The organism is Pseudoprimorskyibacter insulae (genome assembly GCF_900302505.1).
Taxonomy (GTDB): Bacteria; Pseudomonadota; Alphaproteobacteria; order Rhodobacterales; family Rhodobacteraceae; genus Pseudoprimorskyibacter; species Pseudoprimorskyibacter insulae.
The window spans coordinates 23,900-40,336 of sequence record NZ_OMOJ01000013.1; the positions used below are offsets into that span (position 1 = coordinate 23,900).

The following is a 16,437-nucleotide window of genomic DNA, read 5'->3' on the forward strand; positions in this document are numbered from 1 at the left end:
TTGATACGGCGGCGCGGGGCATTGGTTTGGTTACTTCAGGTGCTCGGCGCGCCAGGCTTCCCAATAGGCGAGCCAATCCGCGCCTTTGACGCCTTCACGATCGGCCTTGGCGGTTGCCTCATCCCAACCGGCCTTGACCGTTTCGATATGGGCGATGCGGGCATCGTTCCACTGTTGGTCTTTGTCGGTCCAAACACCGACTTCCTTCAGGTACTTCACCGCGCCGGAGTGGAATGGCGCACCCGCCGGGGTGACGCCCGCGATTGCGACCGACCAACCGGGCATGACAACCGATGCGTCTTTGTACAGATCAAAGCTCTGATCCAGCGCCTTGATCAGGTTGTAAACCTCATCCTCGCTGGCATTGGCGTTCGCTGTCAGTTGCGGATAGCGATAGCCCAGAAGATCGGCTGGGTTGTCGTCGGAAATGCTGACACCAACCTTGGCCTGCGAATGCGAGAAGAGGCTGGCGAATTTGCCGACGCGGTCCCAACCTTCGGTATCGGCGGCAGGCATCGATAGCCATTGCACACCGCGCCCGCCTTCGGCTTCACGCAGGAAGGACGAGGTGGGAACGGCAGGGGCGGCGTCAATCTCGCCTGCGACGAAGGCTTTCGCCATCGCGCCGTAAGACGGGTATTCGACCTTTTCGACATCTGCCGTTGTCAGGCCCGCAAAGGCCAGAACGGTTTCGGTGTTCAGCGTGGTCGAGGCGTTGGCCAGAACATAGCCCACTTTTTTACCCTTCAGATCGGCGGGCGTGGAAATGCCGGTGTCTTTGCCGGTCACAAGGCCCACTTGCGACGGACGCCCCAGGATAACGCGCAGATCCTGCGGGCCCCATTCACGTGCGCCGAATTCGAACATCGCGTCGCCCGCGAAGTAGTTTTCGTTGCCCATGAAGCCATATTGCGCGCGGCCCGCTTGCAGCGGTAGCAACCGACCAATCGAGGTGCCCGACGGAATAATCCGAACGGTCAGGCCGAATTTCTTGTCCAGCGCATCCGCTATGGCCGAGGCTTCGACATAGCCTGCGGTGCCAACATCGTAAGACGTCCAGACTTGGGTGCGGGGCAGGGTGACATCCTGCGCCGTCGCGGCGGTGGTCAGGAACGCGGCGGCCAATGCGGCGGCGGCTCCGGTGGTGAATATCTTGCGCAGCAAAATCAGTCCTCCCTGGCTGAGCGATCTTTTATGCGGCGGGTCAAAATGGATCGTCCCGGCCTGCTGTGAGGTGAGGCTTACCCTGTCTTCGCTATAAAAGTCAATGTTATACTTTTTAGAGTATTATGGTTTTGTTCGGTCGGCATATCCAGCACAGCCTAGGCCAGCTTGTTGCGCATAACCCCAGTTGAGCTGCCGAATATCGTTGTGGGCCGGGCCGACAGATAGCCTGCCGTCGTCGTTTTCCTCGGCCATCAGCAGCAACGGTCAGTCCAGTTCAGAGGCCTGTGCCATGAAATCGCGCCTTACGGATGCGGTCCAGCGATCAGGTCGCGCACGATATCTTGGTCTTCGAGTTTCACCCGTCGCCCTTGCAGGCAATGACAGTCAAAGAACCACAAATTTATCTTATTCTAAATTGGATTTTGAAACGTCGGGCTTTGTGTGGGTGGCGGCGCTGAAAATCCGTCTTGTGAAGATTGGCAGGCGGCGTTTTGTCTGCATAAGCAGCGGGACTTGCCCAAGTGGTGACAGCCCAACGCAGCAAATCCGCCCCAAAGGGCGGCGATAGAAAGTAGTTTAAAGCATATTTATGATGTTTGTGAGGCGCTTAACGCAGCTTGGGCGGTGCCCAGCCTTGCGCGACGTTCAGCACCGCTTGCAGCGCCATGGGCACAAAGCAGAACACCGGGGCGATCTTGAACCAAGTCTCGGGGATGCGGAAGACGGGGGTTTGCAGGCCGCGGAATTCCCAGACATTGCCAAGCTGAACCAGAACGGAGATCGACAGTACAATCGTTGCCATGTTGATGATCGTATCGAACAGGCGGCGGCGCTTGCGGCGCTGGCGCTTGATGAACGCGGCCTGCACCTTGGTGCAACAGGGGCTTGGCCTGACCTTGCTTGACCAGTTCACCGTTCTGACGCAACTGCCCACCGGCACGCGCTTGGCCCATCTGGATCTGGACTACCGCTCTCCGCTGAACGTCATCAATTTCAAATCCGTGCCCCTGTCGCGCGTGGCCTAAGAGTTTCTGGGCTGCGTTCGGCAGATCCTGAAACCCTTCGCTTAGCGCCTAGCCCGACAATCGCGCGCCTTCCCAGCGGCCCTCTTGCACCGCTTGCTGTACCAAATCGCAGATCAACGCGCTGATCCGTTCGCGCAGGAATGTGGGCCGCTCATCTGCGGCGGAAACCAGATAGAGCGTGCGGATCGGCGTGGGATCGATCACCGGGCGGGCCACCAATTCGCCGGTGCGCAATTCGTCACTGACCAGCACTTTGGGGGCCAGCGTACAGGCCAACCCGGCTTTCATCGCGTTCAAAGTCCCAGCGATCGAGGCCAGCTGAATCCGCGCGTTCGCCTCAAGCCGCGCCAGTTCGGCGGGGCGGTCCACCAGCGCCCGAGACAGCGATCCGCTTTGCAGCAGGGCAAGGGGCAGGGCGGCCATGTCCTCGAGCCGGATCGGCTGGGACGGATCGCCAATGATTTCGCGCCGCCCGATGCAGAACAGCTCTTCCTCGATCAAGGGCACACGCTGGGTTTGGCCATCGGGGGCGGGGTTGAAGATCAGCGCGGCCTCAACCTCTCCGGTGCGCAGGGCGGTGTAGGTCATGCCTGACAGCCCCTCGCGGATCAGCAGGCGGACCTTAGGCAGATCCTCCATCACGGTGCGCATCAGTCCTGCGCCGATCACGTTGATCACCGAATACGGCATCCCGATCGCGATATTGCCTGCTATCTCGGCATGTCCCAGCCGCACATCCGAGGCGGCGGTTTCAAACGCGGCAAGAATATACTTGGCGTGTTCCAGCAGTTTCAGCCCGGCGGCGGTCGGGTCCATCCCGCGCGGTTTGCGGGTGAACAGCTTGGTGTCCAACTCTTCCTCCAGCCGGGCGATATGCAGGCTGAGGGCCGAGGCGGCGGTGTTGCAATGGTCAGCCGCGTGCGAAAGGTTCCGAAATTCGCAGACGGCGGTGAAATAGCGAAGCTGACGTGTGTCCATGCCTGCATTCTAATATCCAGAATGCTCCTTTCGAAAGGATATAATTTTCAGATCGGTCTTGGGCGGCAATACTGCACTCAACTTGACATGACCGGAGCCCCCGATGACACAAATCCGACCCCTTGAAGGCCTGCGCGTGGTCGAGATGAGCCATATGGTGATGGGGCCGTCGACCGGCATGTTTCTGGGCTTTCTTGGCGCCGAGGTGATCAAGGTTGAGCCGCCGAAAGGCGACAAGACCCGCGATCTGACCGGCATGGGCGCGGGGTTCTTCCCGACGTTCAATCGCGGCAAGAAATCCGTCACGCTGGATGTGAAAAACCCCGAGGATCTGGCCAAGCTGCATAAGCTGATCGCCACCGCCGATGTGTTTGTCGAAAACTTCCGCGATGAAACGCTGGCCAAGATGAGCCTTGCCCCCGACCAGCTGCGCGAGGCCTATCCGTCGCTTGTGGTGGCCTCGTGCAAGGGGTTCTTGCAGGGCCCCTACGAACATCGCGCCGCAATGGACGAAGTCGTACAGATGATGACCGGCATGGCCTATATGACCGGGCCAACCGGGCGGCCTTTGCGAATTGGATCGTCGGCCAATGACATTATGGGCGGGCTGTTCACCGCATATGGTGTGCTGGCCGCGCTGATCGAACGGGGCAAGACGGGGCAGGGGACGGCCGTGCGCTCGGGCCTGTTTGAAAACTGCCTGCTTCTGGTGGCGCAGCATATGGTGCAGTTCGATATCGAGGGCACCGAAAGCCCGCCGATGCCCGAGCGCGTGTTCTCATGGCCGGTCTATGATCTGTTCCCCACCGCCGATGGCCGTCAGATCTTTGTTGGCGCGGCCACCGATGGCCAGTGGGACAAACTGTGCCGGGGCTTGGGGCTTGATCATTTGCTGGATGATCCGCGCCTGCAAAACCGCCCCGATCAGATCAAGGCCCGCGATTGGACCTTGCCGCAGATCGCCGAGAAGGTCGCCGCGCGCCCCTTTGCCGAGATGGTCAAAGTGATGGAGGAGAACGACCTGCTGTTCGCTCCCGTCTCACGCCCGGCGGAAATGTATGACGATCCGCATGTGAACCGGCCCGGCGGGCTGTTCACCTCGCATTACCCGGGCAAGCCGGACTTCCGCGCCCCCTCCCTGCCGGTTCAGATGAACGGCTTGCCCGTGGTGTCGGCCACGGTGGATGTGCCGTCGATTGGGCAGCACAACGCCGAAATTCTTGGGCCGTTGAAGACCGAGGCCGCGGAATGAGCGTTGATCTGAACAAAGCCTACCCCGCAGGCCAGATTGCGATCCGCGAGGTCGGCCTACGCGATGGGCTGCAACTGACCAAGGTCTGGCCCGATACGGCGCAAAAACGCGCTTGGGTCGCGCAAGAGGCGGCAGCAGGAATGCGCTATTTCGAGGTGGGATCGTTCCTGCCCGCCGATAAAGTGCCGCGCTTTGCCGATGTGCGCGATGTGATTGATGAAGTTGCGGCTCAGGGCGCGCATGGCGTGGCCTTGGCGCTGAACCAGCGCGGGGCGACCGATGCGCTGGCCACGGGTGTGGATGAAATCACCGTCGTGATTTCTGCAAGCGCGGCGCATAACGAAGCCAACGTCCGCCGCACGCAGGACCAAAGCCTAAGCGAAATGGCCGCCGTGGCGCAGCTGCGAGCTGATAGCGGAAAAAGCACCATTCTGAACGCAGGCATCGCCATGGCCTTTGGCTGTTCGCTGTCGGGCGATGTGGCCGAAGATGACGTGATGCGCATAGTCGATCGCTGCCTTGAGGCTGGCGTGGATATGGTCGGGCTGGCCGATAGCGTGGGCTATGGCGGGCCGAAACAGGTCGCCCGCCTTGCCCGCCGGATGGAAGAGCGTCTGAACGGCGATCCTTGGGTTTTGCACCTGCATGACACGCGCGGGCTTGGGCTGGCCAATGCCGCCGCCGCGCTGGATGCCGGGTGCCGTGTGTTCGATGCCTCGCTTGCGGGTCTTGGGGGCTGCCCATTTGCGCCGGGGGCCACGGGCAATGTTGTGACTGAAGATTTGGTGTTTCTGGCCGAAACCATGGGCTTTGACACCGGGATCGACCTGCCTCGCCTGATCGAAACCCGCGCTTTGCTGAACCAAGCCCTTGCGGGCGAGGCGTTGCATGGCGCGTTGGCCAAGGCAGGGACGCCGAATTTGCAACGCTGGCTTTAGGGCCGGGGGAAAGGGCCGCTTCACCACGAGGAGGGTGGACGGCCACCACGAAGACAACAATAGTTCAAACGGGAGGAAAACACATGAAACGTAAGGCTTTGACAGTGGCAACCGCTGCCCTGATGGCCGCAGGGGTCGCAGGTGCGGCCAGTGCTGAAACGGCAATGCGCTGTAGCCACCAGCTGCCGCCCGCCCACACTGTTGCCCAAGTGATCGACCGCTGGGCCGCCGAGGTTGAAACGCTTTCGGGCGGCGAGATTGACGTGCAGGTCTTTGGGGCCGATAGCCTTGTGGGCGCGAAGGAAAACATCGTGGCCACCGCCAAGGGCGATATCGAATGCGCCTTCTCGGTGCAGTTCCAGTGGGGCAAAACCCTGCCGATCATGACCGTCACCACCGCGCCTTATGCCTTCTCGGATCTGAACATCTGGCGCAATTGGGACGGCTCTGAGGCGGCCAACTTCCTTGAGGACAAGCTGCGCGGCAAAGGCGTTGAGAACGTGGTTTGGCTGTTCCAGACCAACAGCTCGGTCTTTACCTCGAACGGCAAATTCCTTGCCGCCCCTGCCGATTTCGCGGGTATGAAGGTGCGCGGCCTTGCGCCCGCCTTTGACGCGGGCCTTGGCGCGCTTGGCGCGGCCCCCACGGCGATCCCCGGCTCGGAAGTGTACCAAGCGCTGGCCACCGGCGTTCTGGATGGTGCGATGACCGGGTCAGACGCGGCTGTGTCGCGCAAGTACTACGAGGTGCAGGACCATTTCGTCGTCTCGCCGGTGATCTCGGTCTATTTCCACGGCTATGTGAACCCCAAGTTCTATGCGGGCCTGTCGGACACCGCCAAAGCCGCGCTGGATGAGGCTGGCGCGAAAGCCGCCGTTTGGGCGGTTGAGGCTGCCGAAGCTGGCATCGCCTCGGCCCCCGGTGATCTGGAGGCCAAAGGCGCGCAGGTGCATATCGCGACTGACGCAGAAAACGCCGCGATGGAAGCGGCCATGCGCCCGGCCTTCGATGCGGCCTTCCAAAGCGACGATCCCGACAGTGTCAAACTGCTTGGCCTGATCGACGCGCTGCGCTCGGGCTCGTAACTTCATGTCCGGAACGGATCACAAACTGGGGGCGGCTTCGGTCGCCCCTTTGCCCGAAAGGGTGCTAACGCCGATCGTCTGGCTTGGCGGGGCGCTGAGCGCTGTGCTGATCCTTGGGGCGCTGGCGCTGACGGGTTATTCGGTGTTCATGCGCTATATTCTGGCCCGTCCGCCTGTGTGGGTCGATGACGCCACGGGGTTTCTGCTGGTGGGGCTGGTGATGCTGGGCGTGGCCGAGGCCTATCGGCGCGGCAATCACATCGCCATTGATCTGCTGACCGACCGTTTGCCGCCCCGCGCTCAGCCTTGGCGCTGGGTTTGGAGCGATCTTTGCGTGCTGGCCTTCTCGGTGGTGCTGACCCTCAGCACATGGGAGGCGATCCACTTTTCCCGCAGCTTCGGCGCCTATACCTCGGGCTCGATCGAGATCGAGGCGTGGATTCCGCAACTGCCAATGCTGGCGGGCGCGGCGCTGCTGGGGCTGTTTGCCACCGCGCGTTTGATTGGCCATTTGGCCAAAGGGGCCAAGACATGACCGCCGTTCTGATTTTCACGGGCCTGATTTTCCTGCTTCTGACAGGCATCCCGATTTTCGCCGCGCTTGGTCTTACGGCCACGCTGATCCTGCTGGTGTTCGAAGGCGGCGTTGGGTCCGTTGCGGACACGGTGTTTGCCCATTTGAACAAGCCGATCCTGACGACGATCCCGCTGTTCGTGTTCATGGCACAGGTGATGATCCGCGCCCGCGTGATTGATGACCTATACGATATGGCCCACACGCTGATCGGCCATATTCGCGGCGGCTTGGGTGTGGCCACGGTGCTGGCCTGCACGATCTTCGCGGCGATCTCGGGGTCTTCGGTGGCCACGGCGCTGTCCGTCGGCTCCTCTGCCATCCCGCAGATGGAGCGTTTGGGCTATCCGCGCCGCGAAGCCTTGGGCGTTGTGGCCGCAGGGGGCACATTGGGCATTCTGATCCCGCCGTCCGGGCCGATGATCCTCTATGCGATTGTCTCTGAAGCTTCGATTGGCGCGCTGTTTCTGGCGGGGATCATTCCGGGGCTGGTGCTGGCCGTGCTGTTTGCCGCCTATTCTATCCTCAGCGCCACCCTGCGCGGGGTCGAGCGCCCGCCCTTTGCCGGCCTTCCCGCCATGGCGCGGGCGGTGCGCCGGTCGATCTGGGCGATCCTTGCGCCGCCGGTTGTGATGGGGGGCATCTATCTTGGTGTCTTTACCGCCACCGAGGCCGCCGCCGCCGGATCAATCTATGCGCTTTTGGTGGCTGTCTTTGCCTATCGCAACTTTGGCCTCAGCGATTTGTGGCACTGCGCGTATGAATCCATGCGCACCTCGATGATGGTGTTCATGATCATCGCAGGGGCGGCCATGTTTGGCCATGCCATCACGATCATCCGCCTGCCCGTGGGCGTGACGGAAATGGTCACTCAGATGGGGTTGGGGCCGCTGGGGTTCATGCTGATTGTCATGGCGATGATCTTTGTGATGGGGATGTTCTTTGAATCCATCGCCATCATCCTGATCACCACGCCGATCCTGCTGCCAACGATGATCGCGATGGATATCGATCTGGTGTGGTATGGCGTTCTGCTGATGATCAACCTTGAGCTGGCAATGATCACCCCGCCCGTCGGCATGAACCTGTTCGTCATTAAAGGCATCACCGATGCCCCCCTGACCGAGGTTGTGCGCGGCGCGGCGCCCTATGTGGTGCTGATGATCGTGGGGCTGGCCCTGTTGATGATCCTGCCGGGGCTGGCCACCTGGTTGCCCTATTCCGCCGGGTTCGGGCGTTAAACCAAAGCCGCCCTTGGCCACCAAGGGCGGCCCCCCGTCACCGGGGCCGTTTTGCCTGGGCTTCAGGCGCTGGCGAGTGGAAAATCGCTAATTTACCGGACATAAACGGTTTATTCCGCATCTTCAGGCGTTTCTTTAACCTCCGGTAGATCCCGTTGCAGAACCGCCGCGAAAAACCCGTCCGTGTCGTGCTGGGCCGGGGTCAGGGACAGATAGGCCTCATGGCAGGACCGCAGATCCGGCGCGATCTGGGGCAGGGGGACCACCTTGAAACCGGGGGTCTTGGCCAAGAACGTTTCAATCTGGCCTTCGTTTTCTTCGGGCAGCAGCGAACAGGTTGCATAGACCAACCGCCCGCCGGGTTTGACCAGCCGCGCGGCGCTGGCCAAGATCCGGGCTTGCAGCGCGATCAGGCTCTCTAGGCCCTGTTCTTCTTCGGGGCGCCAACGGGCATCGGGGTTGCGCCGCCATGTGCCGGTGCCGCTGCAAGGCGCATCCACCAGCACCCGATCAAAGCTGCCTTTGCGGCGCTTGATCCATTTGTCCGTTTCGCTGGTCAGCACTTGGGTTTGCGCGTTATGCGCCCCGGCCTTGCGCAGACGTTCGGTGCAGCGCTTCAGGCGGCCTTGGTTGATATCGCAGGCCACGACAAGGCCCTTGCCCTGCATCTGGGCCGCGATGGCCAGCGTTTTGCCGCCAGCCCCGGCGCAGAAGTCGGCCACGCGGTCACCCGGCTGGGCATCAACCAGCCCGGCCACAAGTTGCGAGCCTTCGTCCTGAACCTCAAGCGCACCGCTTTTCAAGGCGGGCAGGCGGGTCAGCGACAGGCGTTTGCGGATGCGGATACCGTTCGGGGCCACCTCGGAGGGTTCGGGCGACAGGCCAAGGTTTGCAAGCTCGCGCAGCATGTCCTTGCGCGTGGCCTTGAGCGTATTGACCCGCAAACCCAGTGTCGGAGGGGTCAGCATCGCGGTCATTTCCGCCTCAAACCCGTCGCCGAACCGGGCTTGCAGCGGGGCAAGCGCCCAGTCGGGGCATTCAAGGCGCACCTCGTCCGGCATGTCGCGGTGGATCAGGGCCACGCCTTGCAGCTTGATCAGCAGGCTATGTTCGTTCTGGCTCAGGGCTTCGGGGGCGAATTTGCGCCCGTTGAACAGGCGGTGGATCTGGTCGGGGCCACGCCCTTGGCCAAGCGTCAGCCAGACCAGCAGACGGTTGCGGGGGGTGTCGCTGCGCCCGTGGCGGGCCAGCCACCAGCCAAGCCGCGCCCGGTGGCGCAGCATGTCTTGCAACAGACCAAAGATTGCACCCCGGTCGGCATCTTCCATCTTGCGGTGCGTCCGAAAGAACGCCGACACGATGGCATCTGCGGGGCGGGCCGCGCGGTCGACCTCTTGGATCAGGTCGAGGGCGGTTTGCATTTGAATGGCAGGGGTCAACATGGGCGGTCAATCTGGCTGAGAGGGCAAGGGCGCAGGCAATCGTCAGCAAGGCGCCCGCCGGTCTTTCGACCATGCGGGCGTGTTTAAGGGCAAGGGACGCCTTTGGGAACCGGCATTTTGCGCGGGCGGGTTTGCCTTAGTCGGACTGTGCGGCAAAGGCATCGGATCGGATTTCCTTGAGGCCAGCCGGAACGCGGATCATGAACAGGGCGGCAATGCCGTGGGATTGGGCAAAGCGCGGGCCTTGATCGGGGCCAAGCACCGTCAGGACAGTGGCCAGCGCGTCGGCCTCCATGCAGGCGCTGTGCAGGACGGTGACAGACAGCAGGTCTGAGGCCAGCGGCTCTCCGGTGTTTGGGTCGATGGTATGCGAGACTGTTTCGCCCGCAATGGTACGGCGGTTGCGATAGTTGCCCGAGGTGGCGGCGGCCATGCCATCCAGCGCGATCTGGTCAAAGATGATCCGGTCGTCGCCGGGAACGGGCAGTTCTAGGCCAATTGTCCAAGGCTCGCCTGCGCCATTCCGGCCCCGCGCGATGATCTCGCCCGCCGCTTCGATCAGGTAGTTGGTGATGCCAAGCGCCTCGACCGCGCGGGCGGCCTGATCCACGGCAAAGCCCTTGGCGAGGGCGCAGAGATCAAAGGCGATATCGCTGTGCTTGGTGACGGCAGGGGGATCACTGTGCAGCGTATAGCTGCCAAGCTGGGCAAGGGTGGCGTCGGCTGCGCCAAGCCTTGGGTCTGGCCGCGCGCCCGGCGTCGGCAGGGGGCCAAAGCCCCAACGGTTCACGGCTTGGCCCAGGCCGATGTTCAACGCGCCGCCGGATTGCCGCGCCAGCCGGTCGGCGCAGGCCATCACGGTCAGCATATCGGCAGGCACCGGAACAGGCACGCCAATTGGGGCAGCGTTCAGGCGCAACAGGTCGCTGTCATCGCGGTAGGTGGACATTTGCGCATCGACCAGCCGAAGCGCGTTAAGCGCGGCTTGGGCTACAAGTTCCGGCACCATATGGGCGGCGGGCACGTGGCGGATCTGCCAAGGCCCGCCCATGACGGTGCCGCTGGCGTGATGGGTGCGTTTTGCTTGCATAGGGTGCGCCCCAGCCAGTCGCCCGGCTGGGGCCTTTTCGGTTTAGTTGATCGCAGCTGCCAGCGCGGCAGCGGCATCCGTGCCCGCCAGCGCGGCGTTCTCGGAGATCATATCGGCAGCGGTTTCACCGAAATCATCGGCAAGGCTCGCATCTGCGCCAGCTTCCAGCAGATAGGTCACGATAGCCGGATCTTGGCCTTTCAGCGCCACGCGCATCAGCGCCGACATCTTTTCATCATCGACCGCGTTCACATCCGCGCCGCCTTCGACAAAGCCCTTGATCACCGCAAGCGGGTGGCCAGTGATGGCGGCGGCCAGAACGGCGTTCAGACCATTGCTATTCGTGACCGACTGATCGGCCCCGGCAGCAACCAGCGTTGCGATGATCTCCACCGCGCCTGCGCGTTCGCGCCCTGCGGCGACCAGCAACGCGGTGTTGCCGCCTGCGTCAGCCGCATTCACATCGGCACCGGCGGCCAACAGCTGGGCGACGACCTCGGGCTCATTCCGCTCAACCGCGTAGAACAGCGGGGTCTTGCCAGCGGCATCGGCACCGTTCACATCAAGCCCGGCCTCAAGGAAGCGGGCAATCACCGCGCCCGAGTTGCGATAGGCGGCAATCGACAGCGCGTCGCGTCCTGCAGTGTTCTTGGCATCAAGCGAGAAGCCGTTTTCCAGCAGGTAGTCGTACACCGCCATTTCCGAATTCCGAACGGCGGCCAGTAAAAGGGCATCATCGCCATCGGTGGTTTTGGCGTGGGCATCAGCCGAGATCGCGTGCATGGCTTTGACAACTTCAAGGCTGCTGTTGCGCTGTGCGGCCAGCATGAAGGCATCGGCCCCATTGGTCGTGCGTGCAGTGATATCGGCGATGGAGCCGAGGTATTCGACCGTTTCAAGGTTCGGGTTCAGATAGGCCGCCGCCAGCGCCACGTTGCGCCCGTCGCCATCGATCGCGTTGGGGTCAAGGCCAAGCGAGACAAGGTATTCAAACACGGCTTTGTCGGTCTGGCCGAAGGCGGCAAAGCCAAGCGCGTTGCGGCCCGATTCCTCGGTTGCGGTGATATCGGCACCCAAGCCAATGATGTGCTGCACCATCGCCAGATCGCCATAGCGTGCGGCCCAGAAGATCGCCGGGCGGCCATCGTGGCTGGGGGCGTTCACGTCTGCGCCTTTCGACACCAGCAGGTCGATCATTTCGGTCGAGGCACCGTATTGCAGGGCGCGGGTGATCGGAGTGTAATTGCCGCCGCCCACTTCGAGCGGGTCTGCGCCGCCTGCAATCGCGGCCTCAACAGCGGCCAGATCGGCGGATTTCCAGAACTTGCCGTCCAGCAGCGCATTGTCCGCAAAGGCGGGCAGGGCAAGGGCGCTGACCGACAGGGCAAGCGCGGCAACGGTGGATTTGAGAGAGAAGGTCATTTGCGTTTCCTTGTGGAGAAGATCCGGCAGCGCCGCGATCAGTAGATATCTTCGAGGTAGCGGTTGCGGCGCTTCAGCTCGTCGAGCGAAAGGCCGATCTCGGCTGCCAGGGCGGAAAACTCGGTGCGGATTTCGGCCGCCATGGCCGCGCCTCCGCACACCATGATCGTCGCGCCCGCTTTGAGCCGTTCGATCAGATGGGACCGCTCCGCCCGGATGCGGTCCTGAACATATTGGCCGGGGTCTGTGCGCGACCACGCCAGCTCGGCGCGGGCCAGACGGGCCTCAGAGAGCCACGCGGCGATTTCCTCGCCATAGATCGCATCGGCATCGGGGCGGCGGCCGCCCCAGAACAGATCGACAGGGCGCGACGCGGTGTTGTGGCGGATCATCCCGGTGAAGGGGGCAAGCCCGGTGCCTGCGCCGACCATGATCACCGGCTTGCGGCTGGTGGGCATCTGGAAGCGTTCGTTCCGCGCAATGGCCACGTCGATGGACGCCCCTTCGGCCAGATCGCACAGCCAGTTGGAACAAAGCCCGCCCTCAACTCGCCGCACCATGATCTCAACAAAGCCGTCGCGCTTGGAGCATGAACCCAGTGAATAAAGGCGCGGCACAGTGCAATCGGGCGCGTAAACCTCGATCAGATCGCCGGGTCGGTGGGCCGGAATGCGCAGCGCAGCAAAGCGCAGGACGGTGGTTTCAGAGCCTAGTGCACGGCCAAACACGGTTTTCGACGTCAGCGTCAGCGCCGAGGTTTTCGGGCGTTTGGGGGTGTAGGTCACCGTCAGCGGCTGGCCCAAACAATCGCCCAACAGATCGCACCAATGCTGGAAGGCGTGGGCCGATTGCTTATCAATCTCGAACGGCGCCATGGCGGGCTGGCCAAGTTTGGCGTTTAGGGCCGTGGCCACATCGCGGCCAAAGGCGCAGTATCCGGCAAAGGCTTTGTCACCGAAGGCAAGGCTGACATGCTGCACGCCGCTTGCTTGCAGCCGTGCCAAGCGGTCAAGGAAGCCCGTGGCCGATTTCGGCGCATCCCCGTCGCCATAGGTCGCGGCCATGGTGATCAGCATCCGCAGCTTGGGATAGTCGCGGCGCAATTCGTTCATCGCGCAGGTGCGGACCGGCAAACCTGCGGTGACGAAACCCTTATGCAAGGCCTCAGCAAAGCGCCAAGTTGCGCCGCCTTCTGACCCGACAAGGATCAGGATTTCCGCCTGCGCGACCGAGGCGTTGCCCTCCATCCGGCTGCGCCCATTGCGGCGGTTCCGCCACCAAACGAGCATGCCCGTGACAGTGAAGAATGGCACGCTCAGGGCTGAGACCATCAGCACCAAGGCCCATGGCCAAGCGCCCTCGGCTGTGTGCAGCAGCATGACGACTTCATAGATCCGCGCCGACAGCGCTTGCGGATCGCGCGACAGTTGATCGCCGGTGAATTGGTCGAAGAACATCCACGCCTGTGCCGTGCGCACAGACCAGACATCAAACCAATCCTCAGGGATCGGGAAAATCACTTCGCGGGCGGTGGCAAGGGGCAGGGCCTGAAGCCCATGCAGATCCCACGGGGCCACGGCGTCAAGCTCTTGCAGGCTTTCGGGGTAGGCGGGGGCCGCACCATCGCCGACCGAGATCACGTCAAACGTCAGGCCCGACAGGTACAGCGCCGTGACAGATAGAACCAGCAGCGGCACCAAGGCCAAACGGCCAACAATGGCATGAAGCGCCCCGCTGTCGCGCCCTTGGATGCGGGAAAAGCCTCGGCGCAACCCGCCGACGCGGCGCAGGAACAGCCCGACGCCCGACACCGTCAGGATCGCCATCGCGGCTCCGGCAATCGCCGTCAGAACGCGACCATCCTCGCCCAGAAAGAACGATCGGTGCAGCGTGCGCATCTGGGTGTAGATCGCGGGCTCTTTCTTTTCGGCGGCGAAATCCCCTGTGGCGGGGTCGATGATCCGCTCTTGCCGCCGGTTCGATTGGGTGAAAGTCAACTTCCAATCGCCCGCCGGGGTCAAAAGCAAACGCTCGCCCATGATATCGGGGTTGGCGTTGGTGACGACCTTTAGCAGGTCAGCGACAGACATGCCGCTGACCACCGATTGACTGGTGGCCGTGTCATAAATTGGCTTGGTCGCCAACACGGCCCCGCTCAGCGCAACGACCGAGACAAGAAGCCCGAGCATCAGCCCGGCAAAGGAATGAACGCTGCGCCACATGGCGGATCAATCCCACTTATAGCGCAGATAGCGCACGTAGCCGGTGCCGGGGATCTTGGCGCCCTGCGCCTCGGCGGTCAGAACGGCCTCGGCATCGGTGGGATAGTTCGACTGATCCTCGACCGAGCTGTCCACGCGCACGCTATACCCTGCGTCCAGCACTTCGGGCTCAAGCTCTACCCGGATCACAGCGCGGTCGCCGGGGCCGGTTGATGCGCCTGTCACCGCCGACAGATCTTCGCGGGCGCGGCCGACGTATTTCCACCAGCGCGGCTGATCGGGATACCAGCGTTCTTCATCGCCCGAGACCCAAAGCGTGCGCACATAGCGGTTGTCGGGGCTGACCAGATACAGCGAGAAATAGGCCTTTTCGCCTTTGTAATCGTTCAGCTGCACAAGGAATGTCGCCTCTTCGGCGGCAGACATGGCCGGGGCCATCGCGGCCCCAAGGGTCAGGGCCGCCGCGCCAATGCGCAGACGAGCAGCAAGAGAGTTGGGGCGTGCCATATGCCAGAATGGCAGGGCACGGGAATCCTGTTCGCGCAAGATTGCCTCCAGTCGGTTCGAAATGTCGGGAACTGGCTGGAAGGCGCGACAGGCGCAGTTTTCTAGCTGCGGGCTGAATAGGTGACTTTTTTACTAGGGTAAAGGGGCAAAATCAAAAACGGATGAAGTTTCATCAGATAGAGGGCGAATGCGATCCCGGCTTCGCGGGGTCGTCTGCGCGAAGGTCGAAGAGAACAAATTTCACAGGGATGCTCGGGCATCAAGAATACGGATAATTGTAATTATGTAAATATTCGATGAACGCTGAGGGCGCTTTGGACGATGTCGCCGGCGATCAACAACCGGCGGCCCTCGGGCGCGACCGAAAACACGGTCTTGGGCGCGGGCCATGTGGCTGATACCCCAATCCGCGACATGGGCGCGAAAATCTGCCTTGATGGCAAGGGCGAATATGCGTTCCACACCCAATTGCGCGACGGCGAAGACACCATCACCGGCGATCAGGCCCGCACGCTGTTCCACCAAGCTTGCGGCAAAGCGATTGATTGCGAAATCCTGTTCCACATGGGCTGGACGGCGGGCCTGCGCTGGTCACGAACAAGGTCCGGCAGGGGCGCGTGCTCATCGGCGGGGATGCCGCGCATCTGTTCACCCCGGCGGGCTAGGCTACAACACCGCCGCTGAGGACGCGGCGAATATTCATTGCCAAAGCGGCTTGCCCGGTGGCAGGCCGCCCCGATCAATTCACCGGTTGGCGCGGGCAAGATGCGAATGATCCGCACGCGATCTGGGATCGTCTGCTGGGCCTCGCCGCAACCCAGGTCGGGGCAAGTGTCAGGGTGATGCCTGCTTCGGCCTGATAAACCGCCGAATGGCCTGCGGCATTGTGCTGGATCTTTTCTAAGCAGGGCAGACCAAGCCATCACGGCCTTGGCCGCAAAGCAAAGATTTGGGCGCGGCGGGAAACTGCGACGGCCTATTTATGTGGTCCAACGCCGTAGGGTGGGTTTTCAACCCACCGCCCCCTCAGAACTTCGGATCGTCCAGAACCATCTGCGTTTGGGTCACAATGGCGGCTGTCTTGCCATCGCTCCGGCGCACGGTGGTTTGCCAGATCTGCGTTTTGCGCCCCTTGTGCAGCGGCGTTGAGGTACAGGTGATCGTGTCCCCCGCCGGGATGGCGCGCAGGAAGTTGGTTTTGCTTTCCACTGTCACCGTGCTTTGCCCCGGCTTCAGGTTCAGAAACGTGGCCGTGCCGCCCATATTGTCGCAAATCGCCATGACCGCCCCGCCGTGCAGGGTGCCATTGCGATTTAGCAAATCCGGCGAGACATGCAGCTCGGCGACCACTTCATCTGGGGTGGCCGACACCACCTTGATCCCCAGATACCGCGCAAAGGGCGGCTGGTTGCGGGCAATGGCGTCAAGATCAGGCGTCTGGGTCATGGGGATCCGCATGTGAAAAGGGCAAGTCGGGCGAACGTGCCTCAGATC

General features: G+C 62.4%; 16 protein-coding genes. 7 read left to right on the forward strand and 9 right to left on the reverse strand.

Translation table 11 applies throughout. From position 1 onward, the window contains the following. Positions 1-30: 30 nt before the first annotated feature. Positions 31-1,164 carry a TAXI family TRAP transporter solute-binding subunit gene (locus PRI8871_RS17605; protein WP_245897942.1) on the reverse strand — a complete coding sequence of 378 codons (1,134 nt, stop codon included), beginning with the start codon at positions 1,162-1,164 and terminating at the stop codon, positions 31-33. A gap of 610 nt (positions 1,165-1,774) precedes the next feature. Beyond that, on the reverse strand, positions 1,775-1,969 hold the full coding sequence (locus PRI8871_RS17610; protein WP_245897943.1) for a hypothetical protein: 195 nt from the start codon (positions 1,967-1,969) through the stop codon (positions 1,775-1,777). Here PRI8871_RS17610 and PRI8871_RS19715 point away from each other — a divergent pair. Next, a complete protein-coding gene (locus tag PRI8871_RS19715; RefSeq protein WP_219929049.1) occupies positions 1,968-2,192 on the forward strand; it encodes a type 2 periplasmic-binding domain-containing protein in 225 nt (74 codons plus the stop codon). The genes PRI8871_RS17610 and PRI8871_RS19715 overlap by 2 nt on opposite strands. 48 nt (positions 2,193-2,240) lie before the next feature. Here the strand turns inward: PRI8871_RS19715 and PRI8871_RS17615 are convergent, their stop codons facing one another. Then, positions 2,241-3,170, reverse strand: a complete 930-nt coding sequence (locus tag PRI8871_RS17615; RefSeq protein ID WP_108887512.1) for a LysR family transcriptional regulator — start codon at positions 3,168-3,170, stop codon at positions 2,241-2,243. Positions 3,171-3,273: 103 nt separating this feature from the next. Here PRI8871_RS17615 and PRI8871_RS17620 point away from each other — a divergent pair, with 103 nt between their 5' ends. The 5 genes from PRI8871_RS17620 (at position 3,274) to PRI8871_RS17640 (ending at position 8,260) form a co-directional block, all read left to right on the forward strand. Further along, positions 3,274-4,422 (forward strand): CaiB/BaiF CoA transferase family protein, encoded by a 1,149-nt coding sequence (locus PRI8871_RS17620; protein WP_108887513.1) that lies wholly within the window; start codon positions 3,274-3,276, stop codon positions 4,420-4,422. Further along, positions 4,419-5,360: a hydroxymethylglutaryl-CoA lyase gene (locus tag PRI8871_RS17625; protein ID WP_108887514.1), complete on the forward strand. Its 942-nt coding sequence runs from the start codon at positions 4,419-4,421 to the stop codon at positions 5,358-5,360. Before PRI8871_RS17620 ends, PRI8871_RS17625 begins: the two co-directional genes overlap by 4 nt. A gap of 83 nt (positions 5,361-5,443) precedes the next feature. Continuing rightward, the gene (gene dctP / locus PRI8871_RS17630; protein WP_108887515.1) at positions 5,444-6,445 is read left to right on the forward strand and encodes a TRAP transporter substrate-binding protein DctP; all 1,002 of its coding nucleotides are present in this window, start codon (positions 5,444-5,446) and stop codon (positions 6,443-6,445) included. Positions 6,446-6,449: 4 nt separating this feature from the next. Continuing rightward, positions 6,450-6,980, forward strand: coding sequence for a TRAP transporter small permease (locus tag PRI8871_RS17635; RefSeq protein WP_108887516.1), 531 nt, complete (start codon positions 6,450-6,452; stop codon positions 6,978-6,980). Beyond that, the gene (locus tag PRI8871_RS17640; protein WP_108887517.1) at positions 6,977-8,260 is read left to right on the forward strand and encodes a TRAP transporter large permease; all 1,284 of its coding nucleotides are present in this window, start codon (positions 6,977-6,979) and stop codon (positions 8,258-8,260) included. The genes PRI8871_RS17635 and PRI8871_RS17640 overlap by 4 nt, the downstream gene beginning before the upstream one ends. Positions 8,261-8,370: 110 nt before the next feature. Here the strand turns inward: PRI8871_RS17640 and PRI8871_RS17645 are convergent, their stop codons facing one another. The 5 genes from PRI8871_RS17645 to PRI8871_RS17665 form a co-directional block, all read right to left on the reverse strand. Then, positions 8,371-9,702 (reverse strand): RsmB/NOP family class I SAM-dependent RNA methyltransferase, encoded by a 1,332-nt coding sequence (locus PRI8871_RS17645; RefSeq protein WP_245897944.1) that lies wholly within the window; start codon positions 9,700-9,702, stop codon positions 8,371-8,373. A 136-nt stretch (positions 9,703-9,838) separates the two neighbouring features. After that, entirely contained in the window at positions 9,839-10,792 is a 954-nt protein-coding gene (locus PRI8871_RS17650) for an FAD:protein FMN transferase (protein ID WP_108887518.1), read from the reverse strand. A gap of 42 nt (positions 10,793-10,834) precedes the next feature. After that, positions 10,835-12,214: an ankyrin repeat domain-containing protein gene (locus PRI8871_RS17655; protein WP_108887519.1), complete on the reverse strand. Its 1,380-nt coding sequence runs from the start codon at positions 12,212-12,214 to the stop codon at positions 10,835-10,837. 38 nt (positions 12,215-12,252) lie between these two features. Then, positions 12,253-14,436, reverse strand: coding sequence for a PepSY domain-containing protein (locus PRI8871_RS17660; RefSeq protein ID WP_108887520.1), 2,184 nt, complete (start codon positions 14,434-14,436; stop codon positions 12,253-12,255). A 6-nt stretch (positions 14,437-14,442) separates the two neighbouring features. After that, positions 14,443-14,982, reverse strand: coding sequence for a DUF2271 domain-containing protein (locus PRI8871_RS17665; RefSeq protein WP_146188705.1), 540 nt, complete (start codon positions 14,980-14,982; stop codon positions 14,443-14,445). 282 nt (positions 14,983-15,264) lie between these two features. Between PRI8871_RS17665 and PRI8871_RS20045 the strand changes: the two genes are divergently transcribed. After that, a complete protein-coding gene (locus PRI8871_RS20045; protein WP_245897945.1) occupies positions 15,265-15,627 on the forward strand; it encodes a hypothetical protein in 363 nt (120 codons plus the stop codon). 342 nt (positions 15,628-15,969) lie between these two features. Here the strand turns inward: PRI8871_RS20045 and PRI8871_RS17675 are convergent, their stop codons facing one another. Beyond that, on the reverse strand, positions 15,970-16,389 hold the full coding sequence (locus tag PRI8871_RS17675) for a PaaI family thioesterase (protein ID WP_108887522.1): 420 nt from the start codon (positions 16,387-16,389) through the stop codon (positions 15,970-15,972). Positions 16,390-16,437 lie beyond the last annotated feature (48 nt).

Bases quoted from the DNA above. Each gene is read 5' to 3' on its own strand.
- PRI8871_RS17610 (WP_245897943.1), bottom strand. From the start codon at position 1,969: ATGGCAACGATTGTACTGTCGATCTCCGTTCTGGTTCAGCTTGGCAAT.
- PRI8871_RS19715 (WP_219929049.1), top strand. From the start codon at position 1,968: ATGTTGATGATCGTATCGAACAGGCGGCGGCGCTTGCGGCGCTGGCGC.
- PRI8871_RS17615 (WP_108887512.1), bottom strand. From the start codon at position 3,170: ATGGACACACGTCAGCTTCGCTATTTCACCGCCGTCTGCGAATTTCGG.
- PRI8871_RS20045 (WP_245897945.1), top strand. From the start codon at position 15,265: ATGTCGCCGGCGATCAACAACCGGCGGCCCTCGGGCGCGACCGAAAAC.
- PRI8871_RS17620 (WP_108887513.1), top strand. From the start codon at position 3,274: ATGACACAAATCCGACCCCTTGAAGGCCTGCGCGTGGTCGAGATGAGC.
- PRI8871_RS17655 (WP_108887519.1), bottom strand. From the start codon at position 12,214: ATGACCTTCTCTCTCAAATCCACCGTTGCCGCGCTTGCCCTGTCGGTC.
- PRI8871_RS17675 (WP_108887522.1), bottom strand. From the start codon at position 16,389: ATGACCCAGACGCCTGATCTTGACGCCATTGCCCGCAACCAGCCGCCC.
- dctP (WP_108887515.1), top strand. From the start codon at position 5,444: ATGAAACGTAAGGCTTTGACAGTGGCAACCGCTGCCCTGATGGCCGCA.
- PRI8871_RS17660 (WP_108887520.1), bottom strand. From the start codon at position 14,436: ATGTGGCGCAGCGTTCATTCCTTTGCCGGGCTGATGCTCGGGCTTCTT.
- PRI8871_RS17625 (WP_108887514.1), top strand. From the start codon at position 4,419: ATGAGCGTTGATCTGAACAAAGCCTACCCCGCAGGCCAGATTGCGATC.
- PRI8871_RS17635 (WP_108887516.1), top strand. From the start codon at position 6,450: ATGTCCGGAACGGATCACAAACTGGGGGCGGCTTCGGTCGCCCCTTTG.
- PRI8871_RS17650 (WP_108887518.1), bottom strand. From the start codon at position 10,792: ATGCAAGCAAAACGCACCCATCACGCCAGCGGCACCGTCATGGGCGGG.
- PRI8871_RS17640 (WP_108887517.1), top strand. From the start codon at position 6,977: ATGACCGCCGTTCTGATTTTCACGGGCCTGATTTTCCTGCTTCTGACA.
- PRI8871_RS17645 (WP_245897944.1), bottom strand. From the start codon at position 9,702: ATGTTGACCCCTGCCATTCAAATGCAAACCGCCCTCGACCTGATCCAA.